General features: G+C 45.2%; 23 protein-coding genes. 12 read left to right on the top strand and 11 right to left on the bottom strand.

Going from position 1 to position 23,153, the window contains the following annotated elements; all coding sequences use genetic code 11:
* Position 1 precedes the first annotated feature (1 nt).
* Positions 2 to 2,221 (bottom strand): ATP-dependent helicase, encoded by a 2,220-nt coding sequence (locus AC3B6P_RS07185; protein WP_489805412.1) that lies wholly within the window; start codon positions 2,219 to 2,221, stop codon positions 2 to 4.
* Positions 2,222 to 2,313: 92 nt separating this feature from the next.
* Here AC3B6P_RS07185 and AC3B6P_RS07180 point away from each other — a divergent pair, with 92 nt between their 5' ends.
* Both AC3B6P_RS07180 and AC3B6P_RS07175 read left to right on the top strand, forming a co-directional pair.
* Positions 2,314 to 2,949: a JAB domain-containing protein gene (locus AC3B6P_RS07180; protein ID WP_489805411.1), complete on the top strand. Its 636-nt coding sequence runs from the start codon at positions 2,314 to 2,316 to the stop codon at positions 2,947 to 2,949.
* Complete coding sequence (locus tag AC3B6P_RS07175) at positions 2,936 to 3,616, top strand: JAB domain-containing protein (RefSeq protein ID WP_489805410.1); 681 nt, start codon at positions 2,936 to 2,938, stop codon at positions 3,614 to 3,616. Before AC3B6P_RS07180 ends, AC3B6P_RS07175 begins: the two co-directional genes overlap by 14 nt.
* A gap of 2 nt (positions 3,617 to 3,618) precedes the next feature.
* Here the strand turns inward: AC3B6P_RS07175 and AC3B6P_RS07170 are convergent, their stop codons facing one another.
* The 5 genes from AC3B6P_RS07170 to rpmE all read right to left on the bottom strand — a co-directional run bounded on the left by AC3B6P_RS07170 (position 3,619) and on the right by rpmE (position 6,966).
* A complete protein-coding gene (locus tag AC3B6P_RS07170) occupies positions 3,619 to 4,755 on the bottom strand; it encodes a 5-(carboxyamino)imidazole ribonucleotide synthase (protein ID WP_489805409.1) in 1,137 nt (378 codons plus the stop codon).
* Entirely contained in the window at positions 4,752 to 5,249 is a 498-nt protein-coding gene (gene purE, locus AC3B6P_RS07165; protein ID WP_489805408.1) for a 5-(carboxyamino)imidazole ribonucleotide mutase, read from the bottom strand. Before purE ends, AC3B6P_RS07170 begins: the two co-directional genes overlap by 4 nt.
* A 15-nt stretch (positions 5,250 to 5,264) precedes the next feature.
* The gene (locus AC3B6P_RS07160) at positions 5,265 to 5,864 is read right to left on the bottom strand and encodes a DUF1013 domain-containing protein (protein WP_489805407.1); all 600 of its coding nucleotides are present in this window, start codon (positions 5,862 to 5,864) and stop codon (positions 5,265 to 5,267) included.
* A gap of 203 nt (positions 5,865 to 6,067) precedes the next feature.
* Positions 6,068 to 6,553, bottom strand: coding sequence for an Hsp20 family protein (locus AC3B6P_RS07155; RefSeq protein WP_489805406.1), 486 nt, complete (start codon positions 6,551 to 6,553; stop codon positions 6,068 to 6,070).
* 185 nt (positions 6,554 to 6,738) lie between these two features.
* Positions 6,739 to 6,966, bottom strand: a complete 228-nt coding sequence (gene rpmE / locus AC3B6P_RS07150; RefSeq protein ID WP_489805405.1) for a 50S ribosomal protein L31 — start codon at positions 6,964 to 6,966, stop codon at positions 6,739 to 6,741.
* A 260-nt stretch (positions 6,967 to 7,226) separates the two neighbouring features.
* Here rpmE and mscL point away from each other — a divergent pair, with 260 nt between their 5' ends.
* A complete protein-coding gene (gene mscL / locus AC3B6P_RS07145; RefSeq protein WP_489805404.1) occupies positions 7,227 to 7,697 on the top strand; it encodes a large-conductance mechanosensitive channel protein MscL in 471 nt (156 codons plus the stop codon).
* 68 nt (positions 7,698 to 7,765) lie between these two features.
* On the top strand, positions 7,766 to 8,050 hold the full coding sequence (locus AC3B6P_RS07140; protein WP_489805403.1) for a hypothetical protein: 285 nt from the start codon (positions 7,766 to 7,768) through the stop codon (positions 8,048 to 8,050).
* Positions 8,051 to 8,062: 12 nt separating this feature from the next.
* On the opposite strand, the gene secF is transcribed toward AC3B6P_RS07140, so the two are convergent.
* The gene (gene secF, locus AC3B6P_RS07135; RefSeq protein ID WP_489805402.1) at positions 8,063 to 8,992 is read right to left on the bottom strand and encodes a protein translocase subunit SecF; all 930 of its coding nucleotides are present in this window, start codon (positions 8,990 to 8,992) and stop codon (positions 8,063 to 8,065) included.
* 5 nt (positions 8,993 to 8,997) lie between these two features.
* Positions 8,998 to 10,536 carry a protein translocase subunit SecD gene (gene secD / locus AC3B6P_RS07130; RefSeq protein ID WP_489805401.1) on the bottom strand — a complete coding sequence of 513 codons (1,539 nt, stop codon included), beginning with the start codon at positions 10,534 to 10,536 and terminating at the stop codon, positions 8,998 to 9,000.
* A gap of 149 nt (positions 10,537 to 10,685) precedes the next feature.
* On the opposite strand from secD, the gene AC3B6P_RS07125 reads away from it, so the two are divergent.
* On the top strand, positions 10,686 to 11,672 hold the full coding sequence (locus AC3B6P_RS07125; protein ID WP_489805400.1) for a Gfo/Idh/MocA family protein: 987 nt from the start codon (positions 10,686 to 10,688) through the stop codon (positions 11,670 to 11,672).
* On the opposite strand, the gene AC3B6P_RS07120 is transcribed toward AC3B6P_RS07125, so the two are convergent.
* On the bottom strand, positions 11,658 to 13,472 hold the full coding sequence (locus AC3B6P_RS07120) for an ABC-F family ATP-binding cassette domain-containing protein (protein ID WP_489805399.1): 1,815 nt from the start codon (positions 13,470 to 13,472) through the stop codon (positions 11,658 to 11,660). The genes AC3B6P_RS07125 and AC3B6P_RS07120 overlap by 15 nt on opposite strands.
* Before the next feature lie 168 nt (positions 13,473 to 13,640).
* On the opposite strand from AC3B6P_RS07120, the gene cydD reads away from it, so the two are divergent.
* From cydD to recQ, 4 genes are all read left to right on the top strand, one after another.
* Positions 13,641 to 15,329: a thiol reductant ABC exporter subunit CydD gene (gene cydD, locus AC3B6P_RS07115; RefSeq protein ID WP_489805398.1), complete on the top strand. Its 1,689-nt coding sequence runs from the start codon at positions 13,641 to 13,643 to the stop codon at positions 15,327 to 15,329.
* A complete protein-coding gene (cydC, locus tag AC3B6P_RS07110) occupies positions 15,326 to 16,963 on the top strand; it encodes a thiol reductant ABC exporter subunit CydC (protein WP_489805397.1) in 1,638 nt (545 codons plus the stop codon). The genes cydD and cydC overlap by 4 nt, the downstream gene beginning before the upstream one ends.
* 81 nt (positions 16,964 to 17,044) lie before the next feature.
* The gene (locus tag AC3B6P_RS07105) at positions 17,045 to 17,461 is read left to right on the top strand and encodes an OmpA family protein (RefSeq protein ID WP_489805396.1); all 417 of its coding nucleotides are present in this window, start codon (positions 17,045 to 17,047) and stop codon (positions 17,459 to 17,461) included.
* Positions 17,462 to 17,489: 28 nt separating this feature from the next.
* Positions 17,490 to 19,322 (top strand): DNA helicase RecQ, encoded by a 1,833-nt coding sequence (recQ, locus tag AC3B6P_RS07100; RefSeq protein WP_489805395.1) that lies wholly within the window; start codon positions 17,490 to 17,492, stop codon positions 19,320 to 19,322.
* Here the strand turns inward: recQ and AC3B6P_RS07095 are convergent.
* Positions 19,319 to 19,828, bottom strand: a complete 510-nt coding sequence (locus AC3B6P_RS07095; protein ID WP_489805394.1) for a copper chaperone PCu(A)C — start codon at positions 19,826 to 19,828, stop codon at positions 19,319 to 19,321. The two genes, recQ and AC3B6P_RS07095, sit on opposite strands and share 4 nt — an antisense overlap.
* Before the next feature lie 160 nt (positions 19,829 to 19,988).
* Here AC3B6P_RS07095 and nrdR point away from each other — a divergent pair, with 160 nt between their 5' ends.
* Genes nrdR through thiL form a run of 3 tightly spaced genes read left to right on the top strand, consistent with a single transcriptional unit; the run spans position 19,989 to position 21,900 of the window.
* Positions 19,989 to 20,477 (top strand): transcriptional regulator NrdR, encoded by a 489-nt coding sequence (gene nrdR, locus AC3B6P_RS07090; protein WP_489805393.1) that lies wholly within the window; start codon positions 19,989 to 19,991, stop codon positions 20,475 to 20,477.
* On the top strand, positions 20,474 to 20,959 hold the full coding sequence (gene nusB, locus AC3B6P_RS07085) for a transcription antitermination factor NusB (RefSeq protein ID WP_489805392.1): 486 nt from the start codon (positions 20,474 to 20,476) through the stop codon (positions 20,957 to 20,959). Before nrdR ends, nusB begins: the two co-directional genes overlap by 4 nt.
* Complete coding sequence (thiL, locus tag AC3B6P_RS07080) at positions 20,956 to 21,900, top strand: thiamine-phosphate kinase (protein ID WP_489805391.1); 945 nt, start codon at positions 20,956 to 20,958, stop codon at positions 21,898 to 21,900. The genes nusB and thiL overlap by 4 nt, the downstream gene beginning before the upstream one ends.
* A 12-nt stretch (positions 21,901 to 21,912) precedes the next feature.
* Here the strand turns inward: thiL and AC3B6P_RS07075 are convergent, their stop codons facing one another.
* Positions 21,913 to 23,091, bottom strand: a complete 1,179-nt coding sequence (locus tag AC3B6P_RS07075; protein WP_489805390.1) for a hypothetical protein — start codon at positions 23,089 to 23,091, stop codon at positions 21,913 to 21,915.
* Positions 23,092 to 23,153 lie beyond the last annotated feature (62 nt).

The raw sequence follows: 23,153 nt of genomic DNA, 5'->3' as shown, positions 1-23,153 counted from the left end.
TTCACTTAAGAATCTCCACAAAATCAGCAAGAATGCGTTTGGCACCCTGTGTTTCAAAATTAATCAATAAACTGCCTCCATCCGCTTCAATAACAATACCCTCTCCAAAGCGGGGATGTTTTACCTTGCTTCCGATAGGAATGGCTACAGAGGAAGTGGGAAAAGTTGATTTTGTAAAAGAAAGGGACTTTTGCCCATAGTGACGGTTTTGCCAGGACGTATGTCCAAATGAAGAGGTGCGTTTCGGAACGGCAGAACGTTTTATAAGCTCATCGGGAAGTTCATCAATAAAACGACTTGGGATTGAATCCTGCCAGTTAGCGTATATACGCCTGCTTGCAGCATGGGCGATAATGGCTTTCTTCCGTGCACGGGTCAGTCCCACATAGGCAAGTCGTCTTTCCTCTTCCAAGGCGGCATTGCCCCCTTCATCGAGTGAGCGTTGTGACGGAAAGAGACCTTCTTCCCATCCAGGCAGGAAGACGACATTAAATTCAAGCCCCTTGGCGGCATGAAGGGTCATAAGGCTGACACGTTCTTTATTCTGGTCAACAGAATCAGAATCCATAACCAAGGCAATATGTTCCAAAAACGCTTCCAATGTCGGAAAGTCGGCAAGTGCACGGATCAGTTCGTGAATATTATCAAGGCGTCCGGGTGCTTCGACGGACTTATCTTCACGCCACATTTGCAAATAACCGCTGCGTTCTAGTAATTGTTCTGTAGCGACAACGTGACCTTCTTTGTTCAAAGTTTCACGGGTGCGATCAAATGTTTCAAGTAAATCATTCAGGCTGTCGGCAGATTTCCCTTTTATTTTTTTATCATCAAGCAGGGCTTTAAGCGTTATCTGAAGACTGCTTCCTTTCTCGGAGGCTTCATGACGCAATTTGTTAAGAGCTACTGTACCAAAGCCCCTTTTGGGTAGGTTAACAATCCGTTCAAATGCCAGATCATCCTGAGGTTGTTGCAAGGCACGTAAATAAGCAATTGCATCTCTTATTTCTGATCTTTCATAGAAGCGTAACCCGCCTATGACCTGATATGGAATATTTGCCCGCAATAAGGCTTCTTCAATTGGGCGGGTCTGAAAGCCTGCTCTGACCAAAACGGCAGTTTCAGCAAATGATTCACCATTCTGATGTAGTTTTCCAATGCGTGTTGCGATAGTGCGGGCTTCTTCGTCTGAATCAGAAAGGCTCAAAACTTCAATATAATCACCCGGCTCATCTGTGCCAGCTGCCTGTAATGTTTTGCCCAATCGCTCTTCATTATGCCTGATAATACCGGCAGCAGCCGCTAAGATACGTGGTGTGGAGCGATAATTACGTTCAAGCCGGATGATGGTAGCGCCTGGAAAATCCTTTTCAAAACGCATGATATTACCAATATCAGCACCACGCCATGAGTATATGGACTGATCGTCATCGCCAACGCAGGCTATATTGGCGCTTTCTTCTCCCGTACGTTTGGCTAGCAAACGCAGCCATAAATACTGGATTGTGTTAGTGTCCTGATATTCATCGACAAGAATATAACGAAAGCGCTTGTGATATTGCTCCAGAATTTGGGGTTGTTGGCGGAATATAGTCACCATATGCAGCATGAGATCGCCAAAATCACAGGCATTCAAGGCTATAAGGCGTTTTTGATAAGCCTCATAAATTGCCACTGCTTTTCCATCTCCGCCCTTTGTTTCATGCGCAGCTGTGATATCACTAGGAAGGAGTGCTTTATCCTTCCAGTCCTGAATCTGGTTTAAAAGCTGGGCAGAGGACGTACGTTTTAAATCACAGCCATAACCAGCCATAATCTGTTTAAGGAGACGAAGCTGATCGTCTGTATCAATAATTGTAAAATTATGTTCTAATCCGGCCAGAGTGGCATGACGTCTTAACATTCTTGCACAAAGTGAGTGAAAAGTACCCAACCATAATCCCTCAACAGGGTGACCTAAAATAGCACTGATCCGCTCTTTCATTTCTCTGGCGGCTTTATTTGTAAAAGTCACCGCCAGAATCTGCTCTGGCCAGGCAAGATTCTGTAGCAGAATATGAGCGAAACGTGTTGTTAAAACACGTGTTTTTCCTGTTCCAGCACCAGCGAGAATAAGCAATGGGCCTTCTGTCGTTTCTACGGCCTGCTTTTGTTCTGGGTTAAGCCGGGCCAGATAATCTGGCGATAACAGGGCGGAGGGGGTATGTATGTTATGATTAGTCACAGGCCGAATTATAGTGCGGAGCAACCTTAATGGCCAAGAGTTATCCTTCAATTTCGGCAATAAAAACGGAGGCATCTGGTCATAGGCGCAGGATGCGCCAGAAAGTTCTGGATCATGGCACAGCAGCTCTTGCCGATTATGAGTTGCTTGAAATGTTATTATTTCATGTCATTCCAAGACGCGATACCAAGCCATTGGCAAAATCACTGATAAAACATTTTGGCTCATTGCTCTCATTATGTCAGGCCAGCATTGAAGAATTGGAAAAATGTGATCTGCATCCGAAAACAATTTCCATGTTACATTTTATCCGTCTGGGAGCAGTTTCTCTGGCGAGTACTGATGTGCAAACCCAATTTTGTTTTGCAGATTGGGAACGCCTGATGAGTTACGCTGAGCGATACACTCAGAAAAATACAGCCTCTGGTATCAGAGTGATTTATCTGAATAACCGTAACGAACTTCTGATGGATCATTTTTTAACCGAAGAAGGCGACGTGGTATCGTTTCATCGTCCTATTGCAGAGCTTGCACTTGACGTAAATGCAACGGCTCTTATTCTGATCTATATTGCACCTCAGAGGCCAGCAACTGTCATTGCCCAGCAGATTCTTGGGTTACGTCATGCTTTACGTTCTCTTTCTATTGAGATTTATGATGTTTTGCTGATTGGTGATAACTGGAAAATGACCCTTTATCAGGAAGGGTTATTAAATGAACATGATTAATGAAGATGCGTCTACCGAAAACATGCCTAAGGACATTGTAAATAATAATTCAAACCCTGAAGATAGAGAGGTTACCTTCTCAGATCTTATTGCCTTATTCTGCCGGAGCAAAGGAGAGCGTGAGGGTTTGAAGGCAATTCTATTAGAAAGATATGATAGTCTGGCACATCTTTTATGTATCTCCCATCAGGAGTGGAAAACATTCAGGATAAAGGATCAGAATTTTTTCATTGCCATGCAGCTCTTGAGAGAAGCGGCTCGAAGATTTAACCAGGCTAGTCTTCCCTCTGGAGACTTGACTCATAATGAGGAATTACTCATCAATTATCTGATGAGCTGCATGGCTCGTGAACGTATTGAGCAATTCCGGGTCCTTTTTCTTGATAAGAAAAACACCCTTATTCTCGATGAAATCCAAGGAAAGGGAACTGTTAATCAAACCCCTGTTTACCCAAGAGAAATAACACGTCGCTGCAGAGAATTACGGGCTAGTGCGGTTATTTTGGCACATAATCACCCCAGTGGTGCAGCAATTCCCTCCGAAGCAGATGTCATCATGACACAACATGTGCAACAGGCTCTTTCCCTTATCAAGGTAAATGTCATCGATCACTATATTATAGCGAGGTCCACTTACTCTAGTTTCAAGGCCCTAGGGTTATTATAAAATCACGGTTTGTCAAAAAGAGCAGGCGTCAGCTGGGAGAGAACGAGGCTTCCAGGGAGACTCCCTCTGGGAAATATCCTGTTTACATGTCCCATTTTACGACCTGTTTTTGCTTCCTTTTTTCCGTAAAGGTGGAGGCATGCTTCATCTTCTTTCAGAATTTGCGGGATCAGAGCCATATCCTCAGGGCCAATTAGATTATGCATGATCACGTCAGAATGTCTTCTCGTTGAAGGGAGGGGCAGACTGGCTACAGCTCTGATATGCATTTCAAATTGATCTACAGCACATCCATCCATCGTCCAATGGCCAGAATTATGGGGCCGTGGTGCAATTTCATTAATTAAGAGTGTTCCATTTTCATCATGAAACATTTCTATGCCCATAATGCCGACCAGATTTAACTTTTCAGCAATCATGATGGCAAGTTCCTGAGCACGTTTGGCAAGCTGAGGCATAATAGGCGCCGGCGCAAGGGAAATACGTAAAATGCCGTTTTTATGGATATTCTCGGCAGGATCAAAACAGCGATAATGTCCTGCATGATCGCGTGCAATCATAACACTGATTTCGCGCTCAAACGGGATCATACGCTCTGCAACTAATGGATAGGAGAGACTCTCCTCTTGAACCAGCAGGTCTTCTAGGTCTGTTCTATCAGCAAGCCTGTATTGCCCCTTTCCGTCATAACCCATTCGGGCAGTCTTTATGATGCAAGGGAAACCAAACTCACTTAATGTGAGTAGGTCAGCTTTGTTATAAAGTGCTTTCCATGGAGCAATAGGCAGGCCCGCCTGGGTAAGCATCTCTTTTTCAGTAATCCGGTTCTGACTGATCTCAAGAATCCGGCTTGAGGGTGCTACCGGACAATAGCTTTCAAGGATTTTAAGCCCATCATGGCTTATATTTTCAAACTCGAATGTGATAACGTCACAGTTCATGGCAAAGGCCTTCAGAGCCTCTGCATCATCATAAGTGGCTACTGTGCATTGCTCAGAAACTTCTCCCGCAGGGGAAGGAGCAATATCAGTATAGATATGTGCCTTAAAGCCCAAACGAGCAGCTGCTATGGCACTCATGCGACCAAGTTGCCCACCCCCGATAATGCCGATCCGTCCCCCAGAACTTAATGGTTTCATTTTACAGGGCTTTCGGCAACACTGTCAGTTTGAGCCTGGCGGAATTTTTGCAGACGCTCATTTAAAGGTTTATCATTAAGAGCCAGAATTGAAGCTCCTAAAAGAGCGGCATTGACAGCACCCGCTTTTCCGATAGCCAATGTTCCGACCGGAATTCCGGCAGGCATCTGGACAATTGATAATAAACTATCCTGTCCTTTAAGGACTCTGCTTTCAACCGGAACACCTAGTACAGGAAGATGTGTCCAGGCTGCGCACATACCGGGGAGATGAGCAGCGCCCCCAGCACCAGCAATAATGACTTGAAGGCCTCGCTCGGCAGCAGATTTAGCATAATGTGCCAAACGGTCAGGTGTGCGATGTGCTGAAACGATTTTCACTTCATAAGGAATATGAAGCTCGTCAAGTTTTTCACACCCATGACGCATTGTATCCCAATCGGACTGACTGCCCATAATTACACCAATGCGTGGAGAAAGGCTTTCTGATGTCATAAAAATCGCCAGAACTTATGCTTCGGAGCCATGTGAGGAAGAAAATAATTTTTCAGCAGCAGCGAATGGATCTTCCGGCGTTTCTTCCATAACAGGGTTATGTTCTGTCGCTTCAGCAACGGCTGCATTAAGGTCCATCTGTGTGCAGAGCCCCAGTATCACAGGGTCACGTGGTTTGATATTGGGGCTGTTCCAATGCTGTTTATCGCGAATTTTGGCGATGGTGTCTTTCGTCGTTCCCAAGAGACGGACAATTTGTGTATCTGTTAATTGAGGGAATTGACGAAGCAGGAACGCAATCGCATCAGGCCGGTCATTCCGCTTGGAAACGGGCGTGTAACGTGCCCCTTTTGCTCTACGGGCAACAGGATTTTCTGATGATTTGATTTTTAACTTGGCTTTAGGATCAGCTTCACAACGTTTGATCTCAATGAGCGTAAGCTGGTTATTTTTGACCGGGTCATACCCATTAATTCCGCCAGCCACTTCACCATCGGCAATTGCCTGGACTTCAAGTGGGTGCATGCCGCAGAATTCTGCGATCTGTGTAAATGTTAAGCCTGTTTTTTCGATTAACCAAACGGCGGTCGCTTTGGGCATTAAAGGCAGAGTCATGTCGGCTTATTCCTTCACGGCAGATCAAGTGAGCGCCTTGCAGAGCGCAGACACCACCTGGGCCACTCTGAAATTAACCTGTCCTGACCGGGAAAGGCACCTGCTAAACTGCATGGCGACGCCCTATAAAATGCGACAGAGCTTTGCTACGGTCAAGAGGTTAAACACGTATAAACGTATCTAACCCCTCTGTTTTGTTCGTTTTATGCTGCCTGAGAGGTTGCGTTGCCTTGAGGACAAGTATTTTTGTGAAAGGATGCTCCCGAAGTCTTGTTATTATTAATAGGGATACGCCTGGGTTTTGATGCTTCAGGGATCAAACGTCTTAGCGTAATCATCAGCAACCCATTTTCCAGGCATGCTTCCTGGACTTCCGTATGGTCTGCAATGGTAAAACGCCGTTCAAAAGCCCGGGTTGCAATGCCCCTATATAGCCAGTTTTTCTGGCGGTCACTATCAGGTGTGTTTCCTTTGATGATGAGACTATTATCCTCAAGTGTAATTTCAAGATCATCAATTCTGAAACCGGCAATGGCCATTGTCAGGGCATAATCCGTGTCGCTGGTTTTCTCGATATTATAGGGGGGATAGCTTGAGGGAGACTGGGCATTTGCGGCATTGCCGGCAAGCCTTATCATACGGTCAAAACCAATGGCACTTCTAAAAAGTGGCGCAAAATCATAATCCATAATTATCCTCCAATGCGGCAGGATCACTTTGCGTCTTCCCATCAATATGGCGAAAACAAAAGTGAAGTTTCATCTGTTCTAACCCAGAAAGGCATTAGAACATCTAGAAGATAAATAGGTATTATTAACGTAATTTCAAGTAAGTAAAAAAAGCCAGTCTTTTAAGACTGGCTTTTGAAAGAGGCTTATTTCTTGATTGCCCCAATACCGGCAAAACGCTTGTTGAATTTGGCAACCTGTCCCCCGGTATCCATAATGCGCTGGACGCCTGTCCAGGCTGGATGTGTTTTGGGGTCCACATCAAGACGGAGGGAAGCACCAGCTTCTCCGTAGCATGAGCGGGTTTTGAACTCACTGCCATCAGACATAATGACAGTAATTTCGTGATAATCAGGGTGAATACCGGATTTCATCGTATTTTCTAACCTTATCTGGAGCCTCGATACCGACCGGGGCAAAAAACTCGCCTTCTCATAAAGGAATTTTTGAAAAAATAAAAGCACGCTATATGAAAAATGTTTTTCATCCGGGAAATATTATCAATTCTTTGGGAAAAATATCTTAAAAAAGAAGTTTACTGGAAAAAAGAAAGTTTTTCCGTTAAATAAATACAGAATTATAGCCAGACAGTTATTCATTCTGTGTCATATTTTGCCAGAGGAGTCTAAACGTCATGGATCCAAAGAAAGATACAAAATTAATTCAGATGCCCGAATGGGTGAGTGATTTCCGTAAATTTATTATGCGTGGGAATGTTCTTGATCTGGCCGTTGGTGTCGTTATTGGATCTGCTTTCACGGCAATCGTCAACAGCCTCGTAAAAGACCTTCTCACGCCAGTTCTGGGGGCTGTGATTGGAGGTGTGGATTTCTCCAATTTATTCATAACGCTGAAAGGGCCTGTTAAAAGTACTTTGGAAGAAGCCCAAAAAGCAGGGGCGGTTACACTTAATATTGGCGTTTTTCTGAATGCCATTATACAATTCTTAATAATTGCTTTTTGTATTTTCTGGCTGACAAGACTTGTCGGAAAGTTGGTACGAAACGAGAAAGAAGACACTAAAACCGTAGAACCTCCACCACCAAGTCGTGAAGAGGTTCTTTTATCTGAAATCAGAGATATACTCGCTTCTCGGTCGCGTTAATGAAAAAACAATTCTCAGTGAATTACACAAAGACATTTCCAGCATTTTTTTTGATAATGATTGTCGGTGTGAATTCACTGATGGGCTGCAGCAATTCGCGGGCGGATCTGAGGCCGAATCAATATCCTCTCTCGCCTAATGCACGTTTTTATACCTATCTCATGATCAATGGAATCGCACAGGGCGCTTTTTTAACAGGAGAGAAAAGTAAAAAAGATCTCCCTGCCATGGAATCTGAAGATAAAAAAGCCCGTAAAGCAGTTCTTGCTCTTATGGGGCATAAAAAGGAACAGAATGAATTTCAGACAGATATTGTTTTAACGCGTTACCTGTCTGAAATTCGAAACCCTTAATATCCTCTGGAGTTATTCCCGGCCTTTAAGATGCTCAAGGATCAACAGGAGGGGGGCGGCAATAAAAACTGAAGATGATGTCCCGACAACAATTCCAAATAACATGACAGTAGCAAAGCCTGTGAGGGTACTGCCCCCGAATAAGGCAAGAGGAAGGGCTGCCAGGAAAACAGTCATGGAAGTGCCCAAAGTGCGGTTCAATGTCTCATTGATTGAGAGATTTAAAAGCTCTTTGAAAGGCATGGTCCTGTATTTGCGCATATTTTCACGTATGCGGTCATAGACAACGACCTTATCATTCGTCGAATATCCCAGAATGGTCAAAAGAGCAGCGACCATGACAAGGTCAAATTCAATACGGGTTAAGGCAAGGAATCCGATTGTCTTTGTAAGGTCAAGGATTAGTGTCACAACAGCGCTTAAAGCGAATTCTTTTTCAAAACGGACCCATATATAAATTAGGATCATGGCCAAGCTGAAAAATAAAGCCAGCATACCATTTCTGAATAACTCAGAGGAAACTGAAGCTCCTACAGCATCTGCTCGTTGAATTTGTATATTCGGCACAGCATCAACCAGTGTTGTTTTAACATGATCGACCAGAGCCTGCGTTTGTTTTTCTTCGCCATTTCCTTTACCACGAGGCAGGTTAATGGCGATACGAATATCATTAGGAGAGCCAAAACTTTGCACGGAGGCTGCATCAATTCGGGCTTTTTCAAGAATTTCCCTGATATGGGCAGGATCCTGCTGCGATGGTGCGTGTGTTTCGACAATAATGCCACCTCTGAAATCAAGGCCGAGATTTAATCCTGGCGTAAAAAAGAGAATGACAGAAGCGATGGAGAGAATGGCTGATACGATAAGGCCAGCATGCCGGCCACGCATGAAGTCAATCTTCCGATCATCACGAACAAATCGAAAAAGTGGACGAGAAAGCATAGGATTTAGACCGGCAATTCTTTAGAGCGAGTATGAGCATACCATCTGATGATGAGTAAGCGCGAAAAAACAAGTGTGGTGAATAAGGTGGTGGCAATGCCAATGGTAATTGTAAGGGCAAAGTTCTTGACGGCGCCACTTCCGAACACAAAGAGCATTACATGGGCGAGAAAGGCTGTTGCATTACTATCAATGATTGTTCCTGTGGCGCGCTCAAAGCCAACCTGAAGTGCCTGCAAGGGAGCGCGTCCGCGTTTCACTTCTTCACGAATGCGTTCATTAATAAGGATATTGGCATCGACGGCCATGCCAAGTGTCAGCAATATCCCTGCCATGCCTGGAAGCGTTAAAGTTGCCTGGAACAAGGAAAGAACTGCAAGCATAAGGACGAGGTTGGCCAGAAGGGCCCAGTCAGCATAAAGACCGAAACGTCCGTAAAAAAGTAGCATGAAAATTACGACAAATACAAAGCCTACGGCAAGGCTGATCATACCAGCATGAATAGAGGCAACCCCGAGGCTTGGGCCAATTGTACGCTGCTCGATAACACTTAAAGGTGCTGGCAGTGCTCCGGCTCGTAATAGCAAAGCCAGGTCAGAGGCTGTTCGGGCGGTAAAATTACCTGTAATCTCGCCTGATCCGGCTGTTATGGGGCCGTTAATAACAGGATCAGTAATAATTTTCCCATCCAGAACGATCGCAAAAGGCTTTCCAACATTTGCCGTTGTGATACGGGCGAAATCATCAGCACCCTTATTGTCAAACTTTAGATGTACGGCCCATTTCCCTTCACTCATCGTGGCGGCTGCATCAGCAAGATTGGCACCATCAACTTCAATCTGGTCCATAACAGCTAGTTGCCCATTTCCATCAGGGGTTGGCAGCATGGTGGCACTAGGATAGGGCTGGGTAGGGTTGGGAGCCAATAGATGGAAGGTCATTCGGGCAGTTGTGCCGAGAAGCGTTTTAATACGTTCAGGATCACTGATACCAGGAAGTTCGAGAACAATCCGGTCCTCTCCCTCACGAGCGATGCTGGGATCTATGGCGCCGGTGCTATCAATACGGCGCCGCACGATCTCAATAGAACGTGTTACAGCTTCTCTGGCGCGTTGCTGAACGGCCTTCGGCTGAAGGGTTAAAGTAAGGCGACGGTTTTGCTCACTGATTATAAATTCATCTGGAGCAGCCTGAGGAATGTTTTCAAGAACCTTACGTGCTGGATCACGTTCACTTTCAGCACGTGGCAGGAAACTGACGCTATTGGTTGAATCATCACGTTTAATGCCAATAAAGCCAAGATGCGCAGCGATCAGCCCTTGGCGGATCTGTCCTTCTAGGGACTGGAGCCGATCATGTTTCAACGTATCCGTATCGAGTTGAAGGAGGAGATAAGACCCACCTTTCAGATCAAGGCCAAGGTGCACCTGATGCCAGGGAAGGGCTCGAATAGGATTTTTGATGAAATTGGGCAGGCATAGCAGAAGGCCGACTAGGCAGACACCGACAACCCCCAACATTTTCAGGCGACTATAATACATCATAAAGGGATGAATAACCTTAAGTGATCCAGAAAATTTCGAAAATGAAAATGCCCTCTCCTGATTTAATATGCAAGGCCCCGCTCAAGATTAGTCTGATATCTTTCATCTGGGGAATGTCTAAATCTGAAAAAACAGGTTAAAGAGAAAGCATGAAAAAGGATAAAATGCTCAAGGTCGGTATTATTGGAGCTGGTCATTTTGGCCGCTTTCATGTGTTAAAATCCATACAGAATCCCCGTGAAGTCCTTGTTGGCATTTACGATATTTCGGAGCGTTCATGCCAGAAACTGGTCCATGAGATTCACTGTCATGTTTTTTCGTCATATGAAGCTTTATTAGAGTCTGTTGACTCGGTTATTATTGCAACGCCTGCTGAAACACATTTTGAACTGGCCAGACAGGCGCTTATCGCTGGAAAGCACTTGCTGATTGAGAAACCTGTCTCTTCAAATGTAGAAGAAGCCCTCATTCTTGAGAAAATTGCTAAAGAAAAAAATCTTGTCGTACAAATAGGCCATTTACTTCGCTATTCGGCTGAGTATGAGGCGATTGCGCAGCGTATCAGCAAGCCTCTTTATATCGAGGCAACACGTCTTGCGCCTTTCAAGACGCGTGGAACAGATGTCTCAGTCGTTCTAGACCTGATGATTCATGACCTTGATTTTATCCTTTCCCTTATCAATAGCCCGATCTTAACGATTGATGCATTGGGGGCTGCTGTCTCAAGCCATTATGAAGATATTGCCAATGCGAGGGTGCGGTTTGAGAATGGAAGTGTGGCGACGATTACGGCAAGCCGTATTTCACTCAAGACTGAGAGGAAAATGCGTCTTTTCTCTTCAGAAGGGTACCTTTCTGCTGATTTTATGGCAAGGAATTTGACCTATTTAAACAAGGAAAAAGGCCTTCCCTTGCCAGGAAGCGGAGGGTACAGGCGAGAGTCCATAAGCTGGACGGATCACGATAATCTGACAGCCGAACATACAGCATTCGTAGCATCATGTCTCGATGGTAGATCAGTGCTCGTTGACATACAGGCAGGCATCCGTGCTCTGGACGCTGCATTAAGAGTGACAGAGAATATCCATCACTCTTATGATCTTATGGCTCAGGCAGGGTTGTTAAAGCGCCTGTAAATTTTCTTGTCTTGCTTCAAGTTCCAGCCAGCGCTCTTCGGCCGATGATAATTCTATCTCCTTTTGGTTGAGAAGGACTGTGATCTTCTCGAATTTCATAGGGTCACGCTTATAGAGATCAGGGTCAGAAAGAGCGCGCCGACAGACTTTTATATCTGACTCTAAAGCTGTAATTTTGTCAGGAAGTGTCTCAAGTTCACGCTGTTCTTTATAATTTAACCGGGAAGGCGCAGAGGGCGAGGTTTTCTTTCCACTTATGGCGGATTGTACTTGTCGTTCTTCCTTTTTCTGTAATTTTTCCTTTTGTTCCGCTATGCCGCGTTGAGCAAGCATATCGGAATATCCCCCAGCGTAATTGATCCAGAAACCGTCCCCTTCAGGAACGAGCACAGAGCTTGCAAGACGATCAATAAAATCGCGATCATGGCTGACAAGCAGGATCGTTCCTTTATAGTCACTGAGCATTTCCTGCAGAAGGTCGAGTGTTTCCAGATCAAGATCATTTGTCGGCTCGTCCAGAACTAGAAGGTTAGATGGTCTGGCAAGAGCACATGCCAAGGCGAGGCGTCCGCGTTCTCCCCCGGAAAGGTGGTTGACGGGGGTTTTTGCCTGTTCAGGACGGAAAAGAAATTCTTTCATATAACCAATAACATGGCGCTTTTCGTCTCCGATCTGAACCATTTCGCCATGTCCTCCTGTGAGGATATCCGCAACAGAACGGTTTTCCTCAAGCACGGTTCTTTGCTGGTCAAGTGAAACGACCTGTAGGGACGGGCTAAGAGTAACATGGCCGTTTTTTGGTTCAAGATGACCCGTTAACAGTTTGAGCAGGGTGGTTTTTCCTGTGCCATTCGCTCCACAGAGGCCGAGACAGTCTCCCTTGAGAATTTTAAGTGTAAGATCTTTGACCACAGGACGCTCATCATAAGCCCATGATATATCTTCAGCGGCTATGACAATTTTGCTGGTATTATCTGCTTGCTGGGCTGAAAGTTTGAGCGTTCCCTGTTTCTGGGCATTGATCTCACGTCGTTGTTCACGAAGCTGGGCGAGCTCTGCAACGCGCCTGACATTGCGCTTTCGTCTCGCTGTGACACCATAGCGCATCCAGTCTTCTTCACGGGCAATCTGTCGGGATAATTTATGTGCTTCAAGCTCTGCCAGCTCCATTTGCTGGTCACGCCATTCTTCAAATTGCGAGAAATTGGCCTCGAGCCGAGATGTTCTTCCCTGATGAAGCCAGACAACTGACTGACAAAGAGTTTCAAGGAATCGCCTGTCATGGCTGATAATAATAAGCGCTGTTTCTGAGGATAATAATTCGCGCTCAAGCCACATGATACAAGGGAGGTCCAGATGGTTTGTAGGCTCATCAAGCAGTAGTAGATCGGGGGCATGTACCAGAGCCTGCGCAAGGGCGCACCGCCGTGCTTCTCCCCCGGAAAGGGTTGCGCAATGTTCTTCTCCTGTGAGACCAAGTTCGGAAAGGAAAGAGCGCGCCTTATAATGATCCTCCAGGGCAAGGTCCTGTGTTACAGCCTCAAATGTTGTTTTCCATTGACTGAAATCAGGCTCTTGGGGGAGGTAGCGTATTTTTAGCCCAGGCTGAAGGAAGCATTTTCCATGATCGGGAAGTATTTCGCCTGCTGCAATACGCAGTAAGGTGGATTTGCCACTTCCATTGCGTCCGACAAGACAGAGACGTTGCCCCGGTTCGATTGCGAGATTGGCATCAACCAGAAGAGGGCGGCCACCAAGTGTATATGAAATGTTCTGTAAATTAAGAATAGGTGCTGACATAGGTGAGAATGTGAACAATTTATCAGGGAAAATTCAAGCCTTGAAAGAAAGTTTTTCGTTCCATGAGCCTTTCTTGAAATCCTTGCAAGAAGCTGAGGGAAAGATTTTTACGTCAGAGGTAAAATTCACTCTGTTTATCCTGAGGCAGAGCTTTTATATGATGAGACTATGGTCGTAGATAAGAAACAATTAAAGCTCTGGGTTCGCCGTCAAAACGGAATTCATAAAAAAGCCGTCAACATATTGGCTGCACTAGGCTTTCTGAATGTTATTCTGGGCTGCTTTCAGGCCTGGTTTTTGGCCCATGCTCTGGCTTGTATCCTCGATTCCGACAGGACGGGTTTTCTCCCTTTCATATGCTGGTTTCTGGGTGTTTGTGTTTTGCGTTTACTTCTGGGTTTTTTCCAGGAAGTTATTGGCTCACGATCCAGTCAGAAAACAAGAGCACAACTCAGGCGCCAGTTTCTGGGAAAGATATTTACCATTGGTCCAGCTCTTTTGCGAAGGCACCATAGCGCCAAAATTGCGTCCCTTCTAGTCGATCATGTTGAGTCCCTTGAAGGATATTTTGCCCGTTGGCTTCCATTTTCCAAATTATGGGCACCTGCTCAGTGGTTTGTTGTTCTCGTTCTTTACTGGCAAGATCATAAAGCTGGTATAATTTTAGGGATATGCTGCTTTTTTCTTCCTGTATTTCAGGCATTTTTCGGGATTGCGACTGGAAGGGCCTCGCGCAAACAATTCTTGGCACTCAGTCGTTTGCAGGGACGTTTTCTTGACCGGCTTAGGGGTCTTTCGACGATCATTATGGCAGGCAGATCTGAGGAAGAGGCCCAATCATTGAGCAGATCAGCCGATGAGTTGCGGCGCAGAACCATGAAAGTCCTGCGTATAGCCTTTTTGACATCGGCATCGACTGATCTCGTGATGATTGTGGCTCTTATTGGGATAGTCGTTACTGAAAGTCATTATCTGCTACATGGCGGGAATGTCGAACAAGCAGCAAGTGCATTATTTGCTGTCTTTGTTGTTCCTGAGGCATTTGCTCCCTTCAGAGCGTTCTCTGCCTCTTATCAAGATCGTGCAAAAATAACAGAAACGGCCGAAATCGCGCTTTCTTTGCCAGTTACTTCCGAAATCTCCCATTCTGAAAAGAATGTCTCTGAAATTTCAGGTCCTGTCACGCTTAGATTTGATCAGGTCAGCTATCGCTGGTCCGAAGAGCGGGGATGGGTTTTAAAAGATCTCAGTTTTACGATTGGTCCTAATGAGGTTCTGCTGCTGACTGGTGTTTCGGGCGCAGGTAAATCAACCCTGCTGGAATTGGTGCTGGGCTTTATCAAGCCGGAAAAAGGGCATATTTATTTCAACGGGCAGGATAGTGCTGCTCTCTCTTCAGAGTTTCTTGCAAGATCAATCAGTTATCTTGGGCAAAAGCCGCTTTTATTTTACGGGACATTGAAAGAAAATATTCTTTTTGCCTATCCTGAAGCTTCAGAGGAAGAATTACAGGCTGCTTTGAAAGCAGCTCAGGCTGAAACATTTATCTCTCAATTACCAGAAGGGCTGGAAACCGTGATTGGTGAGGGGGGGTATGGTCTTTCAGGAGGACAGATACAGCGTATTGCTATTGCAAGAGCTTACCTCAGAAAATCATCTATCATTTTAATGGATGAGCCTACAGCGCACCTTGATACGAAAACGGAAAAAGAGGTGATTGCAGCATTAGAGCCTCTTCTTAAAGATAAAACAGTTATTATCGCTACACATTCAGAAGAGTTTGACTTGTTTGAAAATATAAAAAGTCTGCATTTATCCAGCTTGGAAGAGCATAAAGGTAAAGAGGTGTTACCATGAAATCGGTTCTGGTGATCCTCTCTTTATGGCGTCCTCATACGCTCAGACTTTTATTAGGGTGTGTTTTAGCAGTTCTGGCATTTGTTGCTTCTCTGATTTTAATGGGGCAGGCAGGTGCCAGGTTAACTGGGGCTGCCTTAGGCATCGGTGCGGGATTTTATCTCCTGCGTTTTTCCGGTCTCTCAAGGCTGGTCCTGCGCTATTGTGAAAGATATGTCACACATGATGCGCTGTTTCGTGCACTCTCTGATGTGCGCGTTTGGTTTTTTCGCAAGCTTGCACGTTCTTCATCCTTAGGTATCGGGCGTAAGCGCTCTGGAGATCTTCTCTCCAAATTAGTGGCTGATATCCAGAATCTGGATAATCTTTATATAAGAATTCTCGTCCCTCTCACTGTTGGGTTTGTCGCACTCCCATTCCTCTTCCTTTTCTGTGTTCGGGAAAATATAGGGTTTGCTTTTATCATTACCGCTCTTTTAGCATGTATGATCATAGGGATCCCCTTCCTTGCGGGGGTATATGCCTATCAGATCGGGCCGCGTTTATTAAAAGCACGCTCTTCTCTTTATGCGCAATCACTTGATATAGCGACAGGTCTTCGTGAAGCACGACTGTTCCAGGCTGAAGAGCGTATGGCTTCCAAGTTTTTTATAGAAGAGCAGATTTTATATAAAGAACAGCATCGTGAAGCTGTCCAGATGGCTTTTTGTCAGAATATGGCTGGTTTTTTCTCTCGTATAGGGGTTTTGCTGACATTATTATTTGCGGGGGGATATTGTTTTCATCAGCCTGATATTGTCAGAGGCTTGACACTTTTCTTTGTCGTGATGACTGTCTTCGATCAATTTGCGGATTTGCCACGAGCAGGTTTCCTCGCCGGTCAGGCCCTTCATGCTGCACAAAGAGTGACAGAACCTTTAGACAGTAAGGGACAGATTTCAGATCATGGAGGAGTTGGTGCGCCTGTTTCTTATGAATTGATAGCAGAACATCTTACTTTTGGCTGGGAAGAGAGCAAACCACTTTTTGAAGATATTTCATTCACACTGAAAGAAGGCGAGCGCGTCCTTCTTCTTGGTGGCTCAGGAAATGGCAAATCAAGCTTGACGATACTTCTGATGGGACTTGCAAAACCATGGAAAGGAGAGATCACTTTAGGGAATATTCCGGTTTCTGAAATTGATTCAAATTCCTTACGAAAAAAAATTGGCTGGCTTTCCCAGTCCAGTCATCTTTTTGACGATACGATCCGTAATAACCTGCTTTTGGGAAGGACTGATATTGCAGAGCAGGAGCTTTGGGCAGCTTTGGAAAAGGCACAATTAGCAGAGTTTGTAAGATCCCTGCCTGAAGGGCTTGATAGTTGGATAGGGGAAAACGGTTCCACTTTATCGGGGGGGCAGGGTCGTCGTCTTGCATTAGCGCGTGTTTTAATGAGCAAAGCGTCGATTCTGATTTTAGATGAACCGACAGAAGGGCTTGATCGTGAGGCACAAAAAGAATTTATCAACACATTGAATTGCCTTGATAACAAAGTATCAATCCTGATTATCACACATAGGATAACAGGACTTGAGAAAGTAAATCGTGTTTTAAAAATGGATGCTAAAACCCTCAGTTCTTGTCCTGTATAATAATCTGTTTTTTTATTTAAAGATTGACCCTCGTCTTCAGGACAGGCAGGTTAAAGAGAAATAATTTAACTTAGGGAGGCTATGATGTCTCATCAGTTTGATAAATTACGTCAGCGTTTCTTGAAGTCAGCTATCCCTCTGGCGACGGTTGCCCTGCTGGCGGGATGTGCAACACCGACAGCGAGAGACAGCTATGTTGTCTTTTTTCAGCATGATTCAGTAAAGCTTGACGAGGTAGGAGAGGCAGTTGTGAAACAAGCCGCCGACGCAGCTCTTACCATGCATGCTCACCATATTTATGTGTATGGCTCAGCTGAAAAAGCAGGAGACCCCGCTGCTATCAGGGAATTGGCAACAACAAGGGCTTTGGCAATTGTAGAGCTCCTGGAAATAAATGGTATTGATCCCAACCTTATTTCCAAAGATAAGCTTCCCATAAAGGATGTAGAGGATTCTGCGTTGGCTTATCGACGTGTCTCTATCAAGATAGCCAAATAAAATATGAAATTATAAAGGTCTTTTCCTGTTGTTTGATAAGGTTACGGAAATAGCGTCTCCAAAGGAGATCCTGAAGAGCGTTTTCGGGTTTGACCATTTCAGAGGATTACAGGAAGAGGCCATTAATGCCCTCATGCAGGGAAAAGACGTTCTCCTGCTTATGCCTACAGGTGGGGGAAAGAGTCTGTGTTATCAGGTTCCGGCCCTATGCCGTCATGGAATGGGGTTGGTTATCTCTCCTCTGATTGCCTTGATGGAAGATCAGGTTGCAGGTCTGAAGCAGGCAGGTGTAAAAGCAGCTGCGCTTCATTCGGAATTAACCTATGAAGAGCGTCTTACGTTATGGAACCAACTAAAACGTTCTGAAATAGAAATTCTTTTTATTTCACCTGAAGGTCTTCTATCTCAGGCAACGCTCGGATTTCTGAAAAAAGTTCCTATATCATTGATTGCAATTGATGAGGCTCATTGCGTCTCAGCTTGGGGACATGACTTTCGCCCGGAATATCGTGAGCTTTCTGCATTAACGGTGCATTTCCCCGGTGTACCACGTATCGCGCTGACAGCGACTGCTGATGAACGGACAAGACTGGACCTGCTTGATGTCCTGAATATGTCTGAGGCGCTGGTTCTAACTGCCAGCTTTCATCGTCCCAATCTTTATATAGAAGTAAAGCCAAAATATTCAGAAACAAGGCAGCTTATCAAAACCCTTGAGGCGAAATTCAAAGAGGGGGCTGCCATTATCTATTGTGGAAGTCGACAAAGAACAGAACGTATTGCTATGTCCCTTTCAACAAAAGGATATACTGCTCTTCCTTTTCACGCCGGGTTGTCAACGCTTGAAAAGAAAGCATTATTAATACGGTTTCGTTCAGGAGAATCCCTTGTCATCGTGGCTACTATTGCCTTTGGAATGGGGATTGACCGTCCTGATGTCCGTCTTGTTATACATCTAGACATGCCTCATTCCCCTGAGGCCTATTATCAGCAGATAGGCAGGGCGGGTCGGGATGGCGATTATGCTCATACACTTCTGCTGTATGGCGGCAATGATATTGCTCGTGCCAGATACTGGCTGGATCAGTCAACAGCGCCAGAAAGTGAACGTCATATCATGCGTTCACGTCTTGAGAAAATGATTGCCTTAACAGAAACTGCCCATTGTAGGACAAAAACAATATTGGCCTGCTTTGGGGAAATCATGCCTGATAAATGCGGCCACTGTGATAATTGCACACATCCGGTTACAACCTTTAACGGTCTTGAGGCAGCCCAGAAAGTTATGTCAGCAATCTATCGTTCTGGTGAGCGCTTTGGGGCAGTTCTGATTGCAAATATTCTGCGGGGGCAGACAAATGAGGTCATAAAACGATATCGGCTGGACAAATTATCAGTTTTTGGTGTGGGAAAAGGAAAGAGCGAGATCTGGTGGCGTATGATTATCCGCCAGCTTATTGCCAATGGAGCAGTCAGGTTAGGAAATGAGCATGGCGGTCTAGCCCTGGACAGGGAGAAAGCACGCCCGCTTTTGCGTGGAGAAGTAGAAATCGCTTTTAAAGAAGACAATACTCTTTCAGAGATAATGAAACGTCCAGCAAGTGCCGGGCGTGCCGAATTAGACCTGACCTCTTATGAGCAGACGTTATTTGCAGCTTTAAAAAACTGGCGCCGAAAAGAAGCACTTGCACAGGATATACCGCCTTATATCATTTTTCAGGATCTCGTCCTGCGTGATATTGCCCGCACTAAACCAATCAGCCTTTCTGAGCTTGAAATCATTAAAGGTGTGGGCAAAAGCAAGCTAAAACGTTATGGAGAGGACGTCCTTTCTATAATAGCAAATCCTGATAATGATTAGGGAACCTTATTGGTGTCTTCTTTGGCTTTATAGGTAAAATCTGCTGTAACCTTGACGTCTCCCCGGAAATAAAAGGTAAAAGCTATGTTTGTCTGGTCCTTTTTGATGGGTTTCAGGCCATAACAGATAAGGTGGTAACCTTCTTTGGGGAAAACCATGACTGATTTGCGCGGAATCGCAAGATGTTTGAAGATATTATCCCCACCAGTCTGATCTGACAGCTCCAGATCGTCACTGTGATTTGCGCTGACATGATCGCACGCAGATGAGCTGATTCCTTGCAGAAGCAAGTCGTGGGAGCTTTTATTTTCAATGACGAAGAAGCCTTGTCCAAAACCAGGATTTTGTTCGAAAGGTACCAAAACGCCTTTTTCAACTTTGATTTTTTGGCCAAGATCATGTGATTGATCCTGTTGTGTTGTATCGGCCAAAACAGGTGATGAAATCATTGCCAGGAGTAAGGAAGCGCGCAAAGCATAAACTGGATTGCAAAAAAGTTTCTTCATAAAAGCATCCTTAAAAGGGGATAATTTTTACCTTATATAGTATCCAACACGGTTATATTATTACCAGCTTGGATGGAATGTCCAATTTTTCATGGTATTACCATTGATTTTACACGACAGAAAGATCACAAAAGCTTATTGAGAAATGTCGGATTGAATTATGTATTGTCCTTTCTGCGGGAATCAGGAAACACAGGTTAAAGACAGTCGCCAATGCGAAGAAGGGGCTGCCATCAGACGCAGACGCGTTTGCTCTGAATGTGGCCAGCGATTTACGACAATAGAACGTATTCAGCTCCGTGAGTTAAGCGTCATTAAAGCAGACGGGCGACGTATTCCTTTTGATCGTGATAAGCTGGCGCGTTCGATCCGTATTGCCTTGCGTAAACGCCCTGTTGATGAAGTCAGACAGGAAAGGCTTGTGAATGAACTTGTAAAGGCGATAGAATCGTCCGGTGCTTCAGAAATTTCTTCACAATTTATCGGTAAACTTGCCATGAACGCACTCCGTCAGGTAGACAGCGTGGCTTATGTCCGATTTGCAAGTGTTTACGAAGATTTTCGAGAAATTGAAGCTTTTTCAAAAATTCTGGCAGATATGACGTCACCGACCAATACGCTTAAAAAAACATCTCAGGAAACTTCATGAACGTGTCATCACAAGACCACTCTTCTTCACCACGCAAACGGAGCCGGACAATCGCTCGTGTGGCATCGGTTCAGGCACTTTACCAATGCGAACATAATATGAGTGGGGCTGAAGCTGTTCTGAATGAATTCTCAATCTATCGTAAAACATCTTCCAATGCAGATTTTGCTGAGGGGAATATTCCTGGCGCAGATTTAACCCTCTTTAAACAGATTGTCCGCAATGTGGTGGCTACTCGTCCTGAGCTTGATAAAGCCATTGAGGCTTTATTGCCGCCAAGCTGGCCGCTTCATCGGCTTGATCCGGTATTACGTGCTCTTTTACGTGCGGCGATCTCTGAGCTGCGTCAGGGAACTCCTAAAGAAATTATCATTAATGAGTATCTGGATGTTGCTCATGGCTTCTTCTCTGGCGATGAGCCCAAGATGGTTAATGGTGTTCTCGATAGTTTTAAGGCAGAAGATACAGATCAGACCTTATGAGTGAGTTTGACTTCATTAATCGCTATTTCCGGCCTTTGGCAGGGGAAGGTGCTTTCGAATTAAGAAATGATGGAGCCGTTCTTTCCGTTCCTGCCGGGTATGAACTTGTCATTTCTAGCGATACAATGGTCGAAAATCGCCACTTTCTTCCTTTTGATCCACCGGAGACGGTTGCCCGTAAACTGCTTCGCTGCAATCTTTCAGATATTGCAGCAATGGGAGCTGATCCAGTGGGGTATACACTTAATGTCAGCGTTCCGCTTGATCATCGTTATGATGAAGATTGGTTCAGAGCGTTTTCAACGGGATTATTGAAAGATCAAAAGCATTATGGTCTTTCCTTACTGGGAGGAGACACGACTGGGATAGAAGGCCCTCTCGTATTAAGTCTGACAATTTTTGGACGCGTGCGCTATGGCCAGTCATTGCGCCGTGATCAGGCTTGTCCGGGCGATGATTTATGGGTCACGGGTCAAATAGGAGCTGCAGCGCTTGGGTTGCAGGCAAGATTAGGAAAGCTGGAAGATCCAACCGGAGAGCTGACACAGGCTTATCTCCTGCCTCAACCATGTCTGGGACTGCCACTCTATGGCATTGTAAGTACAGCAATGGATATTTCTGATGGTGTGATGCAGGATGCCGATCATATCGCCGAGGAATCCGGTGTACATATCACCATTAATGCGGCGAGTCTGCCTTTTGGAGTTGCTGCTCGCCAGGTTCCCGATGAATGGGAGGAAATCCGTCTTATGGGGGGAGATGATTATCAGCTTCTTATGACCTGTCCACCCGAAACAGGCCCACTGCTTGAAAAAATCTGCCGGGAAAGAAATGTAAAAATTACCAGGATCGGTAAGGTAAGTGCTGGCAGCTCTGTTGAAATGCTCGATAAATACGGCCGGCCAATTTCTTTTGAGAAACTGGGATGGCAGCATTTCTAGAAAATCGTAAAATTAGCTTCTGAGGGCCTTTTCATAAACCCTGTGACGCTTATGGGGTTCAGGAACAAGGGATTCAGCCAGATTTCTCATGCCAATATCGCTTTCCTGAATCCAGCCTAACTCTACCCATTTATAAGGGAGAGTCTTCCCACGTTGCATTAATTCTCTGATAGCCAGAGAGGGAAGAAGGGAACCAAGAATTGTCCCCCGCAACTGACTACTAACACCAAGTAGGATCACACGCGCAGAAGTAAAGCGGTGTCTAGCCAGACGATAGGCGAATTTTAGCCAGCCAGTGAAAGAGGGTGCTCCTCCCAAATCGGCCGTGATGTCATAAATATTTGGAATAACCATAGCCATGGCCACAGGCTCGCCATCCTGATCAATCTGGACATAATGTTCGGGGCGCAGAAGGGGTTTGATCTCTTTGACCATTGCACGCATTTCATAATCCTGCATAGGAACAAAATTATATTTCTGCGCCCAGGCGTCATTGTAAAGACGCCTCAAGATTTCACTTTGTGCGACAATTTCTTTTTTTGAAAGAGATCGAGCAGTAATTGATTTCAGCCGCCCTTCACCAAATTTGAGCCCGGCTGGGACCTTGAAACGTTCTTCGATGTCTGGTGTCAGTTCAAGGCTGTAACTCAGCAGATCCTGAGTTTTACTGTAGCCTTCACGTTCAATCAATGTCCCTAGTCCGACAGGGTGCCAGGGCATGGCAACCATGGGTGGCGTGTCCTGACCACAGATCATGCAACCAGTTTCGCCATTACCACTTAACGTGACAGGACCACGAATATGAGTGACTCCGCGTTTTATGAGCCATTCTTCAGCAGACTTGATAAGAGCTTCTGTGATTTCAGGGTCTGGCAATGAATCAAAAGCGCCGAACTGCCCGATTCTCTCCTGCCAATATTCCATTGCCTGCTGGTCAAAGATGGCTGCTATGCGTCCGACAGGCTGCTTGCCGCGCCAGGCCAGAAAATATTCTATGTCTGCATGACGGAAAATAGCAGCTTTTTTAGGGTCGAGTAGGGCATATTGTTCCATATCAAATGGTGGAACAAAGCCTTTCAGTCCGTTATAAATACGTCTTGGAAGTGTGATAAAAAGGCGCAGGTCACGACGGGACGTAACAGGCCTGATTTCAATCTTCTGATGGTTATTAAGAAGGACTTCACGTTGCATGAAAGTGGCTATACGCGTACAAAAGAAAAGTGACCAGAGGGATCAGGAGATAAATAGCCAAT

This window comes from Aristophania sp. ESL1142 (assembly GCF_058107345.1).
Note: the sequence above shows the minus strand (reverse complement) of the source record. Positions and strands in the feature narration are given on the sequence as shown.

What these genes read in the sequence shown, in the direction of transcription:
- AC3B6P_RS07180 (WP_489805411.1), top strand. Translation starts at nt 2,314, where the DNA reads ATGCGCCAGAAAGTTCTGGATCATGGCACAGCAGCTCTTGCCGATTAT.
- AC3B6P_RS07175 (WP_489805410.1), top strand. Translation starts at nt 2,936, where the DNA reads ATGAACATGATTAATGAAGATGCGTCTACCGAAAACATGCCTAAGGAC.
- AC3B6P_RS07170 (WP_489805409.1), bottom strand. Translation starts at nt 4,755, where the DNA reads ATGAAACCATTAAGTTCTGGGGGACGGATCGGCATTATCGGGGGTGGG.
- purE (WP_489805408.1), bottom strand. Translation starts at nt 5,249, where the DNA reads ATGACATCAGAAAGCCTTTCTCCACGCATTGGTGTAATTATGGGCAGT.
- AC3B6P_RS07160 (WP_489805407.1), bottom strand. Translation starts at nt 5,864, where the DNA reads ATGACTCTGCCTTTAATGCCCAAAGCGACCGCCGTTTGGTTAATCGAA.
- AC3B6P_RS07155 (WP_489805406.1), bottom strand. Translation starts at nt 6,553, where the DNA reads ATGGATTATGATTTTGCGCCACTTTTTAGAAGTGCCATTGGTTTTGAC.
- rpmE (WP_489805405.1), bottom strand. Translation starts at nt 6,966, where the DNA reads ATGAAATCCGGTATTCACCCTGATTATCACGAAATTACTGTCATTATG.
- mscL (WP_489805404.1), top strand. Translation starts at nt 7,227, where the DNA reads ATGGATCCAAAGAAAGATACAAAATTAATTCAGATGCCCGAATGGGTG.
- secF (WP_489805402.1), bottom strand. Translation starts at nt 8,992, where the DNA reads ATGCTTTCTCGTCCACTTTTTCGATTTGTTCGTGATGATCGGAAGATT.
- secD (WP_489805401.1), bottom strand. Translation starts at nt 10,536, where the DNA reads ATGATGTATTATAGTCGCCTGAAAATGTTGGGGGTTGTCGGTGTCTGC.
- AC3B6P_RS07125 (WP_489805400.1), top strand. Translation starts at nt 10,686, where the DNA reads ATGAAAAAGGATAAAATGCTCAAGGTCGGTATTATTGGAGCTGGTCAT.
- AC3B6P_RS07120 (WP_489805399.1), bottom strand. Translation starts at nt 13,472, where the DNA reads ATGTCAGCACCTATTCTTAATTTACAGAACATTTCATATACACTTGGT.
- cydD (WP_489805398.1), top strand. Translation starts at nt 13,641, where the DNA reads ATGGTCGTAGATAAGAAACAATTAAAGCTCTGGGTTCGCCGTCAAAAC.
- cydC (WP_489805397.1), top strand. Translation starts at nt 15,326, where the DNA reads ATGAAATCGGTTCTGGTGATCCTCTCTTTATGGCGTCCTCATACGCTC.
- AC3B6P_RS07105 (WP_489805396.1), top strand. Translation starts at nt 17,045, where the DNA reads ATGATGTCTCATCAGTTTGATAAATTACGTCAGCGTTTCTTGAAGTCA.
- AC3B6P_RS07095 (WP_489805394.1), bottom strand. Translation starts at nt 19,828, where the DNA reads ATGAAGAAACTTTTTTGCAATCCAGTTTATGCTTTGCGCGCTTCCTTA.
- nrdR (WP_489805393.1), top strand. Translation starts at nt 19,989, where the DNA reads ATGTATTGTCCTTTCTGCGGGAATCAGGAAACACAGGTTAAAGACAGT.
- nusB (WP_489805392.1), top strand. Translation starts at nt 20,474, where the DNA reads ATGAACGTGTCATCACAAGACCACTCTTCTTCACCACGCAAACGGAGC.
- thiL (WP_489805391.1), top strand. Translation starts at nt 20,956, where the DNA reads ATGAGTGAGTTTGACTTCATTAATCGCTATTTCCGGCCTTTGGCAGGG.
- AC3B6P_RS07075 (WP_489805390.1), bottom strand. Translation starts at nt 23,091, where the DNA reads ATGCAACGTGAAGTCCTTCTTAATAACCATCAGAAGATTGAAATCAGG.